This is a genomic window from Phenylobacterium sp. (genome assembly GCF_036263695.1).
Classification (GTDB): Bacteria; Pseudomonadota; Alphaproteobacteria; order Caulobacterales; family Caulobacteraceae; genus Phenylobacterium.
Genome location: NZ_DATAGM010000095.1, coordinates 1 through 14,170 on the forward strand (window position 1 = coordinate 1; position 14,170 = coordinate 14,170).

The 14,170-nt window shown below is 69.8% G+C and carries 13 protein-coding genes, 1 tRNA gene and 1 pseudogene; 9 read left to right on the forward strand and 6 right to left on the reverse strand.

The genetic code is table 11. The annotated features are described in order from the left end of the window. The coding region (locus VHK87_RS03795; RefSeq protein WP_329633567.1) for an AGE family epimerase/isomerase at positions 1-1,189 on the forward strand (1,189 nt) is incomplete at its 5' end. A gap of 103 nt (positions 1,190-1,292) precedes the next feature. Here VHK87_RS03795 and queF read toward each other — a convergent pair. Then, positions 1,293-1,748 carry a preQ(1) synthase gene (gene queF, locus VHK87_RS03800; protein WP_329633568.1) on the reverse strand — a complete coding sequence of 152 codons (456 nt, stop codon included), beginning with the start codon at positions 1,746-1,748 and terminating at the stop codon, positions 1,293-1,295. A gap of 103 nt (positions 1,749-1,851) precedes the next feature. Here queF and VHK87_RS03805 point away from each other — a divergent pair. The 5 genes and pseudogenes from VHK87_RS03805 to VHK87_RS03825 all read left to right on the forward strand — a co-directional run bounded on the left by VHK87_RS03805 (position 1,852) and on the right by VHK87_RS03825 (position 7,207). Then, positions 1,852-2,652 (forward strand): annotated as a pseudogene (locus VHK87_RS03805) (SDR family NAD(P)-dependent oxidoreductase). Positions 2,653-2,858: 206 nt separating this feature from the next. Next, positions 2,859-3,566, forward strand: coding sequence for a TorF family putative porin (locus VHK87_RS03810; protein WP_329633569.1), 708 nt, complete (start codon positions 2,859-2,861; stop codon positions 3,564-3,566). Positions 3,567-3,774: 208 nt separating this feature from the next. Continuing rightward, complete coding sequence (locus tag VHK87_RS03815; protein WP_329633570.1) at positions 3,775-5,712, forward strand: nucleoside-diphosphate sugar epimerase/dehydratase; 1,938 nt, start codon at positions 3,775-3,777, stop codon at positions 5,710-5,712. 352 nt (positions 5,713-6,064) lie between these two features. After that, positions 6,065-6,310 carry a hypothetical protein gene (locus VHK87_RS03820; RefSeq protein WP_329633571.1) on the forward strand — a complete coding sequence of 82 codons (246 nt, stop codon included), beginning with the start codon at positions 6,065-6,067 and terminating at the stop codon, positions 6,308-6,310. A gap of 105 nt (positions 6,311-6,415) precedes the next feature. Further along, the gene (locus VHK87_RS03825; protein WP_329633572.1) at positions 6,416-7,207 is read left to right on the forward strand and encodes a L,D-transpeptidase; all 792 of its coding nucleotides are present in this window, start codon (positions 6,416-6,418) and stop codon (positions 7,205-7,207) included. A gap of 225 nt (positions 7,208-7,432) precedes the next feature. On the opposite strand, the gene VHK87_RS03830 is transcribed toward VHK87_RS03825, so the two are convergent. Then, positions 7,433-9,286 (reverse strand): phosphoenolpyruvate carboxykinase (GTP), encoded by a 1,854-nt coding sequence (locus VHK87_RS03830; RefSeq protein WP_329633573.1) that lies wholly within the window; start codon positions 9,284-9,286, stop codon positions 7,433-7,435. Between the two features lie 446 nt (positions 9,287-9,732). On the opposite strand from VHK87_RS03830, the gene VHK87_RS03835 reads away from it, so the two are divergent. After that, positions 9,733-10,497, forward strand: coding sequence for an SDR family oxidoreductase (locus tag VHK87_RS03835; RefSeq protein WP_329633574.1), 765 nt, complete (start codon positions 9,733-9,735; stop codon positions 10,495-10,497). Positions 10,498-10,505: 8 nt separating this feature from the next. Here VHK87_RS03835 and VHK87_RS03840 read toward each other — a convergent pair. The 3 genes from VHK87_RS03840 to VHK87_RS03850 form a co-directional block, all read right to left on the reverse strand. Beyond that, positions 10,506-10,591, reverse strand: a tRNA-Leu gene (locus VHK87_RS03840). Between the two features lie 89 nt (positions 10,592-10,680). Next, entirely contained in the window at positions 10,681-10,995 is a 315-nt protein-coding gene (locus VHK87_RS03845) for a hypothetical protein (protein WP_329633575.1), read from the reverse strand. An 81-nt stretch (positions 10,996-11,076) separates the two neighbouring features. Further along, positions 11,077-11,847, reverse strand: coding sequence for a competence/damage-inducible protein A (locus VHK87_RS03850; protein WP_329633576.1), 771 nt, complete (start codon positions 11,845-11,847; stop codon positions 11,077-11,079). Between the two features lie 55 nt (positions 11,848-11,902). Between VHK87_RS03850 and sfsA the strand changes: the two genes are divergently transcribed. Both sfsA and map read left to right on the forward strand, forming a co-directional pair. Continuing rightward, positions 11,903-12,628 carry a DNA/RNA nuclease SfsA gene (gene sfsA, locus VHK87_RS03855; protein ID WP_329633577.1) on the forward strand — a complete coding sequence of 242 codons (726 nt, stop codon included), beginning with the start codon at positions 11,903-11,905 and terminating at the stop codon, positions 12,626-12,628. 4 nt (positions 12,629-12,632) lie between these two features. After that, positions 12,633-13,457 carry a type I methionyl aminopeptidase gene (map, locus tag VHK87_RS03860; RefSeq protein WP_329633578.1) on the forward strand — a complete coding sequence of 275 codons (825 nt, stop codon included), beginning with the start codon at positions 12,633-12,635 and terminating at the stop codon, positions 13,455-13,457. 136 nt (positions 13,458-13,593) lie between these two features. Here the strand turns inward: map and VHK87_RS03865 are convergent, their stop codons facing one another. Then, positions 13,594-14,076, reverse strand: a complete 483-nt coding sequence (locus tag VHK87_RS03865) for a response regulator (RefSeq protein WP_329633579.1) — start codon at positions 14,074-14,076, stop codon at positions 13,594-13,596. Positions 14,077-14,170 lie beyond the last annotated feature (94 nt).

The following is a 14,170-nucleotide window of genomic DNA, read 5'->3' on the forward strand; positions in this document are numbered from 1 at the left end:
CGCTGGAGCGGGAGCGGGCCGATCCGGCGGCCCTGACGAGCGTCTGGCGCCCGTGACCGACGGCTTCGGCGACCACGCCGACTGGCTGGACCGCTGGCTGCGTGAGACCGCCCTGCCCCTATGGTGGCGGGCCGGCGCCGACCATCAGCGAGGCGGCTGGTTCGACGCTCTCGGCCATGACCTGTCGCCGCGCGAGCCCAGGCGGGCCCGGGTGCAGGCGCGGCAGGCCTTCGTCTATGCCACGGCCGGCCGGCTGGGCTGGGACGGTCCGTGGCGCGAGGCGGCACGGCACGGCCTCGGCTGCCTGCTGGACCACTACCGCCGCCCCGACGGGCTCTACCGCGCGATCATGGCGGCCGGCGGCGAAGTGTTGGACGACACGCCCCGGCTGTACGAACAGGCCTTTGCGCTGCTGGCGATGGCCGCATCGCATCAGGTAGATCCCGGCCGCCGCGACCTGCCCGGCGCGGCCATGGACCTGCTCGCGGCGCTGGACCAACTGCGCCATACGCACGACGGTTTCCGGGAGACATACGCCCACCCGTTCCAGGCCAACGCCCAGATGCACCTCTTCGAGGCCGCCCTCGCCTGGATCGAGGCGGGCGGCGGCCCGGCCTGGCGGGCGCTGGCGGACGAAATCGGGGAGCTGGCGCTGACCCGGTTCATCGACCCGGACGGCGGTTTCCTGCGCGAGATGTTCGCCGCCGACTGGCGGCCCGCCCCGGGTGAGGCGGGCCGGCGGGTCGAGCCAGGCCATCAATTCGAGTGGGCCTATCTGCTGGACCGCTGGAGCGCGCTCACCGGCCGACCGGAGGCGAGGGCCGCCGCAGAACGGCTCTACGCCGCCGGGCTGCGGGGCGTGGACGCGCGGCGCGGTGTGGCGGTCGAGGCCCTTCGGGACGATTTCTCGGTGCTCGAGCCGCGCGCCCGGCTGTGGGGCCAGACCGAATGGCTGCGGGCCGCGGTGATCTTCGGGGGGTCGGCTGAGCAGTCGGCGGCGGCGCTCGCGGTTCGGCGCTTCCTGGAGGCGGCGACGCCGGGGCTGTGGCGCGAACACATGTCTGCAGGCGGGGATTTCGTCGATGAGCCGGCGCCGGCCAGCTCGTTCTATCACCTGATCGGCGCGATCGCGGACCTGCCGAAAAACCGACGGCCGGACGGCGCTTCCGCACCGCCCGGCCTGAGGTGACACGCCCGAGGAGAGTTGGGCAGACGACTTATAGGCCAATCGCGCAAGAACCGCCAGCCTCTCGCCGCGCAATTCCTAACAGAAGGCGCGCAGGCGTTAACCTTTAGCCTCGACCGCGGTAAGGCGGGACGCCCTGGTCGGGGATCCACAGCCCCTCGGGCGGCGGTCCGCTCTGCCAGAAGACGTCGATGGGAATGCCGCCGCGCGGATACCAGTAGCCGCCGATCCGCAGCCACAGCGGCTGGACCGTCTCGACGATCCGCCGACCGATGCCCACGGTGCAGTCCTCGTGGAAGGCGCCATGGTTGCGGAACGAGCCGAGGTAGAGCTTCAGCGATTTGGACTCCACCAGCCAGTCGCCCGGCGCGTAGTCGATCACCAGGTGGGCGAAGTCGGGGTGGCCGGTCACCGGGCACAGCGAGGTGAACTCCGGCGCGGTGAAGCGGGCCAGATAGACCACCCCCTTCTGCGGATTTGGGGCCTTTTCCAGCACCGCCTCTTCCGGACTGGAAAAGCCCCGCACGTCTTGGCCGAGCTGCGAAAGGCCCATTGTCTCCATGGCCCGCGCTTTACGCGCGCGGCCCCGCGCGCGCAACCGAGACAGCCGCGAAACCAGCCGCTATCACCAACTGCAAGCAACAGAGCCTGGGAGGACTAAACGCATGGCCGGCAACGACTTCGACGGTTACGTGGTGGTGGTGACGGGGGCCTCGACGGGCCTGGGCCGTGCGATCGCGGTGGAGACCGCCTCTCGCGGGGCCCGCGCCGTGGTGATCAACTACGCCCGCAGCGCCGAGGAGGCCTAGGAGACGGCCCGCCTGGTCCGGGATCATGGCGTCGAGGCGGTGCTGGTCCAGGGCGACGTCGCCGCCGACGCCGACTGCCGCAGGATCGCAGAGGCCGCCGTCCCCTATGGGCGCATCGACGCGCTGTTCAACAACGCCGGTACGACCACCTTCGCCGCCCACGGCGACATGGACGCGGTGTCGGCCGACGACTTCCTGCGGCTCTATTCGGTGAACGTGGTCGGCGCCTTCCAGATGGTGCGGGCCTGCCGCGCGCTGCTGGAGGCCGCGCCGCAGCCGGCCGCGGTGGTCAACACCGCCTCCATCGCTGGCGTGGTCGGGATCGGCTCGTCGGTGCCCTACGCCGCCTCCAAGGGCGCGCTCAACACCATGACGCTGTCGCTGGCCCGGGCGCTCGCGCCGAAGATCCGCGTCAACGCGATCTGCCCTGGCTTCATCGACACGCCGTGGTTCGGCAAGGCTCTGCCGGCCGAGCGGGTGCAGCAGATGCGCGAGCGCTCCGCCGCCGCCACTCCGCTGAAGGTCGCCTCCAGCGCCGAAGACATCGCCGTCTCCGCGTGCTTCTTCGCCTCGCCCCACTCCCGGCACGTCACCGGCGAGACGCTGCTGATCGACGCCGGCAGCCACCTGAACTATGCGCCGATGTCGATGCGTTGATTCCCTGGAGCTACGGTGGAGTGGCGCGAAAACCACACCACTGGCGCCGGTTTACCAGGCGCCGGCGGACGTTGACGCCCATTAACTAGTCATCCCCTAGCTTGGCAGGCCTGCGTCGCCCCCGCCCGTTTGTGATGGCGGCTCCCAAAGGCGATGCAGGGCGTGATGGCCGGAGTCAAACCGGCCCCGGAGAGAAGGGGATATCGATGAAAGCTTTGAAGTTTGCGCTGCTGGGCGCAGCGGCCAGCCTCGCCATGGGCGGCTCGGCCTTGGCCCAGGAAGACGCCGCCGTCGACGTGTCGTTCAACGTCGGCGTGGCCAGCGACTACGTGTTCCGCGGCATCAGCCAGACCGATGAAGGCGTGCAGGTCTTCGGCGGCGCCGACGTGACCTCCGGCATCCTGTACGCCGGCGTTTGGGCCTCCAACGTCGACTTCCTCGACTCCACCGACGCCGAGGTCGACTTCTACGCCGGCGTGCGCCCGACCGCGGGCCCGGTGGCGCTGGACTTCGGGGTCATCTACTACGCCTACGTCGACGAGCCGTCGGGCGCCGACTACAACTACTGGGAATTCAAGGCCGCGGGCTCGATCCCGGCCGGCCCCGCCACCCTCGGCGCGGCGCTGTTCTATTCGCCCGACTTCACCGGTTCGGCATTCGACGAGGGCCTCTACTACGAGGTCAACGCCGCCATCCCGCTGTCCGACAAGGCCACCCTGTCGGCCGCCATCGGCCACCAGGACATCGAAGAGGACTTCGTCGGCGACGTCGACTACACAACCTGGAACGTCGGCCTGGGCTACGCCATCACCGAGAACGTCGGCCTGGACATCCGCTACTGGGACACCGACGAAGCGCCGTTCGGCGACATCTCCGAGGAACGCGTCGTCGCGAGCCTCAAGCTGACGCTGTAATCGCGTCACAGTTCAATGACTTCGGAAAGCCGTCGCGCGTTGCGCGGCGGCTTTTCTCTTGCCAGCACGGCCCCCGTCTCTAAGGTCCGTCGGTCTCTCTTGGCGCCTCGACGCCGGGCCTTCGCCGCCTCTGCCGACGAAGACCCCACAGACGATTTTGATGATTGCGGAGCCGCGACTAAGGTCCGGAAAAGCAGCGGAGCGACTCATGCCTCGAATGGCCTTCCGTGTGCAGACCATCCTCGCCGACGTCGCCATCGCCGCCGCCGCCTTCCTGGTCGCCTACACCATCGCCGTGGGCCGCTGGTCGAACCTGGGGCTGGTGGGCGAGCCCACCCTGATCGTCGCCCAGTACACCCTGCTCTATTCGGCCATTGCTGGCGCCTTCACGGTCATGTTCCGCCGTGAGCTGTCGCCCTGGCGCTACGCCTCGATCCCCGACGCCCTGGTGCTGGCCCGCACGGCCCTGCTCACCGCCGGCGTCTTCCTCCTCGCCGTCTGGGTGCTCGACCGGGCCAGCACCCTGCCCCGCTCGGCGCTGGCGCTGGCCGCCGCCTTCCAGATGTTCGGCGCGGTCGCGGTGCGGATCGCCCGGCGGGCCCTGCACGAGCGGGCGCTGGACATCCTCACGCCTCTACGGACCATCACCGACCGGACGCCGCGCGGGCCCTCGCTGCTGCTGATCGGTCCGCCGGCCCTGGCCGAGACCTACCTGCGCCACACCGCCCGCAGCCATGACAGCGGCTACGCCCCCGTCGGCATCGTCGGCCCCGACCCGCGCGACGTTGGCCAGCAGGTGCGCGGGGTCTGCATTATCGAGAGCCTGCAGAACCTCGACGCCGCCCTCGCCGACCTGCGCCGCTGGAACCGCTATCCCCGCGCCGTGCTGTTCCTGGACGAGCCGGCGCGGCTCAAGGGCCTGACCGCCGACCAGGTGGGCCGGCTGAAGAGCGACGGCATCCGCCTGCTGCGCCTGCCCGGCATCGTCGAGCTGCGCCAGCACGACGGGGCGACCCTGGTCCCCATGCGCGAGATCAGCGTCGAGGAGCTGCTGGCCCGCGACCCCATCGAGCTCGACCGCCGCACCATCGCCAACCTGATCCGCGGCCGGCGGGTGCTGATCACCGGCGCCGGCGGCTCGATCGGCGGCGAACTGTGCCGGCAGGTCTCCTCCTTCGGCTGCGCCCACATCACCCTGCTGGACGTTTCCGAGACCGCCCTGTTCGAGATCGACCGGGAGCTGCGGGAGACCTATCCGGCGCTGTCGCGCAACGCAGTGCTGTGCGACGTGCGCAACGCCCCGCGGATCGCCGACACGTTCATGTCCGAGAAGCCGGACATCGTCTTCCACGCCGCGGCGCTGAAGCATGTCTCCATGGTCGAGCGGCATCCCTGCGAAGGCGTGCTGACCAACGTCATCGGCACCTGGAACGTCGCCGAGGCGGCGCGTGCCTGCGGCGCGGCCCAGATGGTGCTGATCTCCACCGACAAGGCCGTCGACCCGACCAATGTTATGGGGGCCACTAAGCGGCTGGCCGAGGCGGTGATCCAGGCCCAGCAGGGCGACGACGGCACCCGGTTCGCCGCCGTGCGGTTCGGCAACGTGCTGGGCTCGGCCGGCTCGGTGGTGCCGATCTTCAAGTCGCAGATCGAGCGCGGCGGGCCGGTCACCGTCACCCACCAGGACATGACCCGCTTCTTCATGACCATCCCGGAGGCCTCGCAGCTGGTGCTGCACGCCACCGCCGCCTCGGCGGACGGCGACGCCGCCCACGCGCGCCTGTTCCTGCTGGAGATGGGCGAGCCGGTGCGGATCATGGACCTGGCCCGCCAGATGATCGCCCTGTCCGGCCGCGTGCCCGGCCGCGACATCGAGATCGAGATCACCGGCCTGCGGCCCGGCGAGAAGCTGACGGAGGCCTTGCTGGACGAGACCGAGCGGTCGATCCCCTGCGCGCCGAAAGTCATGGAGGTGATCTCCAGTTCGGCCCTGCGGATCACCCGCGGCCACCTCGAGGAGCTGGAGTCGCTGGCCGAGCGGGGCGACGTGGACGCGGTCCGCCGAGCCTTGTTCGACCTGGTCTCGCAGATCCGTGGGGAGAAGGCCGGCGGGCCGCCGAACCTGCGGGTCGTCGCCGGGCGCTGAGGCGCCCGGCCGCCGCAAAGCCGGCGCCCGATAGAGGCGCGTTGGCTACAGCTATTCCGTCGTCGGACCTGCCCAATCCGGGCGCTGCAATACGCGCCAGGCGCCGCCCGCCACATTTATGTCGGCCAGGTAACTCAACACGGAACATGCCGTAACCGGGAGCGTTGTCGATCCAGCCCAGCTTACGCGGCGGCGGCCCAACCGCCTGCCGCAGACCTGGCGAACTCGAAACTGCGTTCACCGCGGCGTCGACGCGGGACTGGCTGGGAGATCTTCCGTGCCCAAACTGAAGAGGATGTTGGAAATGCCGACTAATCGCACTGCGAGCGTCCGCCTCGCTATGGTTCTGGCTTTGGGCGGGCTGAGTCTCAGCGCCTGCGCCACCCGCGAATACGTGGACGAGCAGATCGTCGCGGTGAACGGTCGCATCGATGCGGTGGACGCCCGGGCGCAGGACGCCGGGCGCCGGGCCGACGCCGCCGCCGCTGCCGCTCAGCAGGCCGCGACCGACGCTCAGTCGGCCAACCAGCGCATCGATCAGCTGACGGGCCGGGTGGACCAGCTCGAACAAGCGCGTATGAGGACGCCCAGGAACTGACACCTTCAACATAGAAGGTAAGGCCAAGCCGGGCCGGCGGGCGTCTCTGATTCCCCCGGCCCGCCTTGGCCATGGTTCGAGTTGTGACGGCGTAGGGCGACTTCTATGAGGATCGGGCTGGCGGCCGCAGCGTTCTGGCTGGGCATTATTGGGGCAGCGGCGCCGTCACTGGCGGCCGCAGCAGACAAGATCAAGGAAGAGGCCGAGGCGACCGCGCCCAGCTCCGCCGCCGCGGCGGACCTGGCGGCCTGGATCCGCGCCTCCGGCGACAACCGCGGCCTGCCGTTCGCCATCGTCGACAAGGCGACGGCCGAGGTCATCATCTACGCGCCCGAGGGCGAGCTGATCGGCTCGACCACCGCGCTCATCGGCGCCGCGTTCGGCGACGACTCGGTCCCCGGCATCGGCGATCGCGAGCTGCGCGACATCGCCCCAGAGGAGCGCACCACCCCGGCCGGCCGGTTCATGGCCGCCTACGGCCCCGCGGTGGGCCGCAAGAAGGTGCTGTGGGTGGACTACGCCACCGCGGTCTCGCTGCACCCGGTGGTGACCTCGAATCCGAAGGAGCGGCGCATGCAGCGGCTGCGCTCGCCCGAGATCGACGACAACCGCATCACATACGGCTGCATCAACGTGGCCCCGGCCTTCTACAAGCAGGTCGTGCGCCCGACCTTCTCCGGCCAGGGCGGCGTGTTCTACGTGCTGCCCGAGACCCGGACGATCGCCGAGGTCTTCCCCGCATACCACACGCCGCGGCACGCCTCGGCCAAGGCGAAGTCCAGGGCCGGCGACGAGCGGCGCCGCCGGGCGCGCGATGCGGAAATCGCCGAGCCCTCCGATGAGCGCTGGCAGGGCCCCCGCTCCGTCAAGGCGCTGTTCGGCCGCTGGGGCCGCTAGGGGCCGAGCCTCTCTTCAATCTCGCCCCACCTCATCAGGGGCGGAGAGGCCGCGCCGCCCCTCTCCTTAGTCCTCTCCCTCGGGCATCGCCTCGGCGGAGAGGAAACCGCGTGCCTAAGCCTCCTCTCCCCCGACACGCAGTGCGGGGGGAGAGGATTGAGAGAGGGGCGCAGCGGCGCTTCGGCCCCACCAGATGCTTGGGCTTGGCTCAGAGGAGCCTGGCGCCTACTCCGCCGCGACAGTCACCGGGTGGGCCACCTTCTGCAGGCGCGCGACCAGCTTCTCGTATTCGGCCCAAAGGGCCTTGGGCAGCCGGTCGCCGAACTTCTCGTAGGCCGGCGGGATCAGCGCGGCCTCCTCCAGCCACACCTCCGGATCGACGCTAAGCAGCAGCTTCAGCTGGGCGGGGGTCAGGTTGAGGCCCGACAGGTCCAGCGCCTCCGCGGTCGGCAGGCGCCCGATCGGCGTCTCCACCGCCTCGGCCTTGCCCTCCAGGCGGCCGACGATCCACTTCAGGACCCGCACGTTGTCGCCGAAGCCCGGCCAGACGAACTTGCCGTTCTCGTCCTTGCGGAACCAGTTGACGAAGTAGATGCGGGGCAGCTTGGCGGCGTCGGCCTGCTCGCCCAGCTTCAGCCAGTGGCCGAAGTAGTCGCCCATGTTGTAGCCGCAGAACGGCAACATGGCGAACGGGTCCCGGCGCAGCTCGCCGATCTTGTTCTCGGCCGCCGCGGTCCCTTCCGACGCCACGTTGGAGGCCATGAACACGCCGTGGGCCCAGTCGAAGGCCTCGGTGACCAGCGGCACGGCGCTGGCCCGGCGGCCGCCGAAGAGGATGGCCGAGATCGGCACACCGGCGGGGTCCTCCCACTCGGCCGCCACCACCGGGCACTGCTCGGCGGGCACCGTGAAGCGGGCGTTCGGGTGGGCGGCGGGCTCCTTGGAGTCCGGCGTCCAGTCGCGGCCGCGCCAGTCGGTCAGGTGGGCCGGCGGTTGCTTGGTGAGGCCCTCCCACCAGACGTCGCCGTCGTCGGTCAGGGCGACGTTGGTGAAGATGCAATTGCCGTGCAGGGCGGCGACGGCGTTCTTGTTGGTGTCCTCGCCCGTGCCGGGAGCCACGCCGAAGAAGCCGGCCTCGGGGTTGATGGCGTAGAGCCGCCCGTCCGGGCCGAACCGCATCCAGCAGATATCGTCGCCGATCGTCTCGGCCTTCCAGCCGGGCAGCGTCGGCTGCAGCATGGCCATGTTGGTCTTGCCGCAGGCGCTGGGGAAGGCGGCGGCCACATAGTGGCTCTTTCCTTCAGGCGACGTCAGCTTGAGGATCAGCATGTGCTCGGCGAGCCAGCCCTCGTCCCTGGCCATCACCGAGGCGATGCGCAGGGCGAAGCACTTCTTGCCCAGGAGGGCGTTGCCGCCGTAGCCGGAGCCGTAGCTCCAGATCTCCCGGCTCTCCGGGAAGTGGACGATGTACTTGATCTCGTTGCACGGCCAGGCGACGTCCTGCTGGCCGGGCTCGAGCGGCGCGCCGACAGAGTGAACCGCGGGCACGAAGAAGCCGTCCTCGCCGAGCTCCTCGAGCGCCGCTTTGCCCATCCGGGTCATGATCTTCATCGAGACGGCGACGTAGGCGCTGTCGGTGATCTCGACGCCCAGGGCGGAGATCTTCGAGCCTAGCGGGCCCATGCAGAAGGGGACCACATACATGGTCCGCCCCTTCATGCAGCCGTCGAACAGGCTCTTCAGGTCGGCCCGCATCTCGGTGGGATCGAGCCAGTTGTTGGTCGGGCCGGCGTCTTCCGGCTTCTCGGAGCAGATGAAGGTGCGGCTCTCGACGCGCGCGACGTCGCGCGGATCCGAGGCGGCGTAGAAGGAGTTGGGTCGCTTTTCGGGATTGAGCGGTTTCAGCGTCCCGGATTGGACCAGTTCGGCGGTGAGCTCGTTCCACTCTTCGTCTGAGCCGTCGCACCAGCGCACCCGGTCGGGCTTGGTGAGTTCGGCGATCTGCCTCACCCATTCGACCAGCTTGGCATGCCGGGTGGGGGCAGGCTCAAGGCCGGCCGGGACGCGGGATACGGTCATCAAGCACTCCTTCGCCGTTGGCAGGCGCCCAGAACTCTAAAGCCCCGGTGCTGGTTCGCCGCTCGGCCTTTTGTGACGGGTTCCTTAAACTGTGGAGCTCTGGCTGCAAACCGGGCGCCGCTCAAAACGGCGCAGGGTGCATGAAGGGCGATCGCCCTTAACACCGCGAGATCTCGGCGTTGAGCCAAGTTCCTGTCATGCCACGCGCCTCCCCGGCTCGCTGACGGACAGCTAAGCCACCGCAACAGAAACGCAGATGAGCGAGATTTTGATCCCGCACGCTCAGGTGACCGGATTCCCCCACCCGCGCCAGGACAAAGCTTAACTATTCATTAGGCGGACGGAAGCGCCTCGGGCGCCGCGCCCGCGGATTCGACCGCAAGAGCCGGAGTGTCCACGCCCTTCGCCGAGAGCAGTTTCGGCTCTTCAGTTGGAGGAGAGACGACATGGGACAGCTTACAGGCAAGGTGGCGATCATCACCGGCGCGAGTTCCGGCATCGGCCGGGCGGCCGCTGTCCTGTTCGCGCAGGAAGGCGCCCGGCTGGTGCTCAACGCCCGCCGGGGCGAGCGGCTAGAGCAGACGGCGGCGGAGATCGACCGGACCGGCGAGACCGTGGCCACCGTCGCCGGCGACGTCCGCGAGCCGGAAGTCGCCGACGCCCTGGTGGAGACAGCGCTCCAACGCTTCGGCGGCCTCGACGCGGCTCTGAACAACGCTGGGGATGTCGGCGTCCCGGGGCCGCTCGCCGACGTCGACGAGGCCGCCTGGCGGCAGGTCATCGACGTCAACCTGACCGGCGCCTTCCTCGGCGCGCGGCGGCAGATCCCGGCCATGCTGGCCCGCGGCGGCGGCTCGATCATCTTCACGTCCAGCTTCGTCGGCCACGCCAACGCGTTCCCCGGACTTGGCCCCTACGCCGCCGCCAAGGCAGGTCTGGTGGGCCTGGCCCGGGCCATCGCCGTCGAGTACGGGCCGCAAGGCGTTCGCGCCAACGCCCTGCTCTCCGGCGGCGTCGATACGCCGATGGGACGCAGCGTCGCGGACACGCCCGAGGCCCAGGCGCTGGTGCGCTCACTGCATGCGCTGAAGCGCCAGGCCGAGCCAGAGGAGATCGCCCAGGCGGCGCTCTTTCTGGCGTCCGACCTCTCGAGCTTCATCACCGGCTCGGCGATGTTCGCCGACGGCGGCGCCTCGGTCTGCAAGGTGTGAGGTCTGGGTGGTGGGGACACCGGGAATCGAACCCGGACGGGCGAAGCCCGAGCGATTTTAAGTCGCTTGCGTCTACCAGTTCCGCCATGTCCCCGGCGAACTGGCCTTACGCCTCCGAAGCCGAGGCGTCGAGGGCGCGAAAGGACGTGCGGCCCCGCCCCCGGGGCCGCCGATCCACAACGATTACTGAGCCGGGTTCACGGACTCGGCGGCGCTCTCGGCCGCACTGCCGACGCTCTCGGCGGCGCCGCCGACGCTTTCGGCCACGCTGGAAGCCGCGCCGGTGACCGCCTGGGTCTCGAGCGCCTCTTGGCGATTCATGTTCAGCAGGAAGAAGGCGATGATCGCGACCAGCGCCAGGACGGCGATGCCGATGATCACGCCGCCGACGCCGGAGCCGCGGCGTTCGACGTAGGTGGTGCCGCCGCCTTCGGTGCGCTCGACGGTGCGCTCGCTGGTGAGGCCGTCGGTTCGATCGGTCACTCGTTCGGTAGCCATGGGGAAGTCTCTCCTCTGTGCAGCTACACAACGGCGACGCTCAAATGACGTTCCCTTTGGGTCAGGGAGCCGACAGGGCGCTCAGGCGCTCGCCACCTCGGCCAGGCGGGTGACGCCGGCGCCCTTCAGCGCCTCGATCAGCTCGCCCACCGCCGCCTCGAGCTCGTCCGGATCGCGCCCGCGCAGCACCAGGTTCGAGCCGAACCCGCCTTCCCCATAGAACGGATAGCTGCCCAGGCTCATCGCCGGGTGGCCCTTGGCGATGCGCTCCAGCGGCTCGGCGATCACCCCCTCGCCCTGGCCTTCCACACGTACCGTGCGCGAGACGACCACCGCCCCGCCCTTCAGCCTGGGGCCCACGTCCTCCAGCATGCCCCGCATGATCTGCGGCACGCCGGCCAGGACGAAGACGTTGCCGATGGTGAAGCCGGGCGGGCCCTGCACCGGGTTCTTCACCAGTTCGCCCCCGACCGGCACCCGGGCCATCCGCCGTCGCGCGCCGGTGACGTTGTCCGGCCCCCAGCGGGCCTCCATCATGCCGATGATCTCCGGGTGCTCGTAGAGCTCCACCGCGAAGGCGGCGGCGACCGCATCGGCGGTGATGTCGTCGTGCGTCGGCCCAATGCCGCCGGTGGTGATGACGTAGTCGTAGCGTTCGCGAAGCGCGTTCAGCGCCGCCACGATCTCCTCCAGCACGTCCGGCACCGTGCGGGCCTCCAGGAGGTCCACCCCATGCGCGCCGAGGAAGCGGGCGATGTCGCGCAGGTTGGTGTCCTGGGTGCGGCCGGAGAGGATCTCGTCCCCGATGATCAGCACCGCCGCGCTCGCCCCGCCCCCGCCCGGACTCCCCATCGCCGCCTCCCTCGCCTAAATCGGATGACCCTTACCTCTCGGACTACCCCCGCCCATGGAGTTTCCGCAACCGCTCGTCCGCGGCCGCCTCGTCCAGCGCTACAAGCGCTTCTTCGCCGACGTGGTGCTGGAGGACGGGACGGCGATCACCGCCCACTGCCCGAATCCCGGGGCGATGCTGGGGCTGAATGCGCCTGGGCTGCCGGTGTGGCTGTCGCGCTCGGATGGTCCGAAGCGCAAGCTGGCGCACACGCTGGAGCTGGTGGAGGTCGACGGCGGGATCGTCGGGATCAACACCATGCACCCCAACCGGCTGGTGGCGGAGGCGCTGGCGGACGGGACGATCGCCGAGGTCGCGGGCTACGAGCGGATCCGGCGGGAGGTGAAGTACGGCGAGGCCAGCCGGGTCGACTTCCTGCTTGAGAGCGACGGGCGCCCGCCCTGCTTCCTGGAGGTGAAGAACGTCCACCTGCGCCGCTCGGGCGCGCTGGCCGAGTTCCCCGACTGCGTGGCGGCCCGCTCGCTGAAGCACCTGAAAGAGCTGGAGGCGGAGGTCGCGCGCGGGAACCGGGCGGTGATGCTGTTCGTCATTCAGAGGACGGACTGCGACGCGTTCGCGGCCTGCGCCGACCTCGATGCGAAATACGCGGCGGGGCTGACGGATGCGGCCCGGGCGGGGGTTGAGGTTCTGTGCTACGATTGCGACATAGGCACGACAGCCATCAAGATCGCGCGCCGCCGCCCGTGGGCGGGCGCGCCGGCCCAGGAGGCCGCGGAGTAGCCCCATGAACGATACCGGCGTCCTTGAGGTCGAGAGCCGCACCGGCCAGCCCAAGATCCACGGGTCCGCAGGGTTCGAAGGCATGCGCCGCGCCGGCCGCATCGCCGCCGAATGCCTCGACATGCTGACGCCGTACGTGAAGCCGGGCGCGGTCACCGCCGAGTTGGACCGGCTGGCGCGCGAATTCGTGCTGGACCAGGGCGCCCTGCCCGCCTGCCTGTTCTACCGCGGCTACGGCCACACGGTGTGCATTTCGCCCAACCATGTGGTCTGCCACGGCATCCCCTCGGACCGGCCGCTGCGCGAGGGCGACATCGTCAACATCGACGTCACCGTCATCGTCGACGGCTGGCACGGCGACACCTCGCGGATGTACGGCGTCGGCGAGGTCTCGCCGCGGGCCAAGCGGCTGATCGACGTGACCTACGAGGCGCTGGACCGGGGCCTGGCGGCCGCCAGGCCCGGTGCGCGCACCGGCGACATCGGCCACGCGATCCAGACCTATGTGGAATCCATGCGCTGCTCGGTGGTGCGCGATTTCTGCGGCCACGGCCTGGGCAAGGTGTTCCACGATGCGCCCAACATCCTGCACTTCGGCCAGCCGGGCACGGGCGAGCTCCTGAAGCCCGGGATGTTCTTCACCATCGAGCCGATGGTGAACCTCGGCAAGCACCCGGTGAAGCTGCTCGCCGACGGCTGGACCGCGGTGACGCGGGACAAGTCCCTCTCCGCCCAGTGCGAACACTCCATCGGGATCACCGAGGACGGAATCGAGATCTTCACCGGCTCGCCGGCCGGGATCTTCAAGCCGCCGGTGTTGAGCGCGTAGGGCCGACGCGCCCTACCTCTTCCGTCATGGCCGGCTTCATGCCGGCCACCCATCCTGACGAGTTCGAACCCGCCGCAACGGGCTGGGTCGCCGGGGTGGGATGTCGCGGGTCCCCCTTCGCGGGAATGAGCGGAGCTTAGAACCCCACCGCCACGCCGCCGTGGAACAGCCGGGCCGCGTCCAGCATCACCGCCCGGTTCACCGCGCCCATCAGACGCGAGACGAGGATCGGCTTGGTCACGAAATCGGCGAAGCCGAGGGAGAGGTAGTCCGGCAGGCTGCGCGAGACCGCGTCGGCGGTCAGCGCGATGACCGGCGCCTCCTGGTTGGGGCCGTCCATGGCGCGCAGGCGGGCGACGGTCTCGACGCCGCCCATCTGGGGCATGTGAATGTCCATCAGCACGATGTCGTAGGTCCGCTTGGCCAGCCGCTCGAGCGCCTCGGCGCCGCTCCAGGCCTGCTCGGCCGAATGGCCGAAGGCGGACATGATCTCCTTGACCACCACCAGGTTCATCGCCTCGTCGTCCACGTGCAGCACCTTCAGCTGACGGCGCGGCGCCTCGGCGCCGTCGGCGGCGGGCTCCTCGAGAGGCGAAAAACGCTTGGCGAAACTCGACAACAAACCGCACTCCTCGCGAGCCGAATTCGTCGGCCCGCATTGAGGTTAATCGCGGAACCTTGACCGTCTCCTGAAGCCGTATGGTTAGCCGGCG